This window comes from Mucilaginibacter sp. P4_E8 (genome assembly GCF_056401495.1).
In genome coordinates, this window is the sequence record NZ_JBFUJG010000305.1 from 1 (window position 1) to 2313 (window position 2313).

Sequence of the window (2313 nt, forward strand, 5' to 3'; positions counted from 1 at the left end):
CTAAACTAAAAAGCTGGGCTCTCTGTTTCCTGACAAACCTATCTGGTTCACAGAAATAAACCAGAGGTATAAAAATACAAGTACGTATGAAACAGATCAGAATGCATTTCTTTCAAAATTCATAGCAAAGTGTAAAAGCAACCCCCAGGTTAAAGTCGCTATCATTTATGAACTGTTTAATGAACCTCAAAAAAGCAGTGCATTGGAAGCTAATTATGGCATCATAAAATGGAGCACTCCTTATACAGTTTGGTTAAAGAAACTTGCTGCCAATAATCTGACATTATAATTTAACTTTATTAGAATTAATTTAAACCACTGTACAAAGCAGGCCGACTTGTTTTGTACAGTGGTTTTTTAATTTGTTTTAATTAGCTGTTGTAGCATCCTGTTAAACTCCTTCCCAGCTATCTTTTTCATTCCCCGCTATTTTACCGGCTCAGAAAAAGCCGGTTTATCAAATTACATCCAATCTTACTCACTCATTTCTCATCTGTGTACACATTTTTACAATTAGGTATCAAAACGCCTGATTAAAAACAAATTCTTATTGATTTTTAATATTTTGTTGGCGTTTTGCAAAACTATTTTGATCGGATAGTCTCAAATAGCCCTTATTTCCAGCTATAACTTGTAATTGAAAGGGCGAAGCTGTGAACATATCGTTCAGTTAAATTCATGTTGAGCAATTTGAAAACTTTATTGTTCTGTCTTCAATTATGTTACAATGAAAATCGGCCAGACTAATAAAAATTTAGGTATAGAAACGCTTAGGGGCCTTGCTATAATTTTAATAGTATTGGGCTACGTCATAGGATCTGTATCAGATAATGGATTAAAAGTGGCTAATGACTCTGTATGGCGATTTTTGTATTATGAGTATCAATATATCCAAATTCCGTTATTTACGGTTATATCGGGCTTTGTTTACGCTTATAAACCGGTTTCAAGGTTTACTTCCAACTCCAAATTCATAACTGGGAAAATTAATCGACTATTGATACCATTAGTTGTGGTATCAACTCTTTTCTATCTGTTGCAATACGTTATTCCCGGAACAAATTCACAAATTGACCTGAATGATATTTGGCGTATTTATGTGTATCCGTATACACATTTTTGGTTTTTACAAGGAATGATGATCGTGTTTCTGATTATTATCGTTCTCGAAAACTTTGAAGCGCTTAATACTTTAAAATCCGCAATGATTTGCCTGCTAATAACAGCGCTGATCTTTGTATTATTACCTTTCAAGTTCAATTATTTCAGCTTGAACAGGGTACCATTTTTACTAACATTCTTTATCCTGGGTTTATCACTAAAAAGATTTTATGAGGTTATATTTAAAAAAGGTATAATTAAAATAGCAGGCATAATATTCGTCTTTTCATTAGGCTATCAGTTATATATACTTAATGCGGATTCACCTGTTATAGTTGCTAATCTTTTAACGTTTGGTGTTGGCTCAACCGCTTGCATATTGATGATAAGCCTCGGTTATCAAAACAGCAAATTGGTTTGGCTTGGCGGTTTTTCTTATAGCATTTACCTGTTTCATGTATTTGGAACCATTGCATCCAGGATTTTATTGACCAAATTATCTGTACATAATATTCCGCTACAGATACTGACCGGATTGATTGCAGGACTAAGTTTCCCTCTGCTGCTCAGATTGTTGTGCGGCTCAAACAAAGTATTATCAATGCTTCTTTTTGGAGACAAGATCAGCACGGTTCACAGGAAAAGAAACCAGAGACTTACTTTTAAGAATGCAAGAAGTGTAACCAATAGCAGATTTTTCCCTTATTAATACAAATTTTATCACCCAAAGAAAAATAATTAAAAATGGCAAACCGTAAACGGATATTAATAACCGGAGCAGCCGGGTTTTTAGGTTCGCATTTGTGCGACAGGTTTATAAAGGAAGATTACCATGTAATTGGTATGGATAACCTCATTACCGGCGACCTGCGTAACATTGAACACCTTTTTAAGCTGGAGAATTTTGAGTTTTATAACCATGATGTTTCCACTTTTGTACATGTACCCGGCGAACTGCATTACGTATTGCATTTTGCATCCCCGGCAAGCCCTATTGATTATTTAAAAATACCTATCCAAACCTTAAAAGTTGGATCATTGGGTACGCATAACCTGYTGGGCCTGGCCCTGGCAAAAGGGGCAAGGATGCTGATAGCTTCCACATCTGAGGTTTATGGCGACCCGAATATAAGCCCCCAGCCCGAGGAGTACTGGGGTAATGTTAACCCGGTAGGTCCGCGCGGTGTGTATGACGAGGCCAAACGTTTCCAG

General features: G+C 36.2%; 2 protein-coding genes. Both read left to right on the forward strand.

Going from position 1 to position 2313, the window contains the following annotated elements; all coding sequences use genetic code 11:
• Positions 1-727 precede the first annotated feature (727 nt).
• Positions 728-1810 (forward strand): acyltransferase family protein, encoded by a 1083-nt coding sequence (locus AC1DRQ_RS30780; protein WP_477429826.1) that lies wholly within the window; start codon positions 728-730, stop codon positions 1808-1810.
• A 35-nt stretch (positions 1811-1845) separates the two neighbouring features.
• On the forward strand, positions 1846-2313 hold a 468-nt coding region (locus tag AC1DRQ_RS30785; RefSeq protein WP_477429828.1), incomplete at its 3' end, for an NAD-dependent epimerase/dehydratase family protein.

Excerpts from the sequence above, each read along its gene's own strand:
- AC1DRQ_RS30780 (WP_477429826.1), top strand. The coding sequence starts at position 728 with ATGAAAATCGGCCAGACTAATAAAAATTTAGGTATAGAAACGCTTAGG.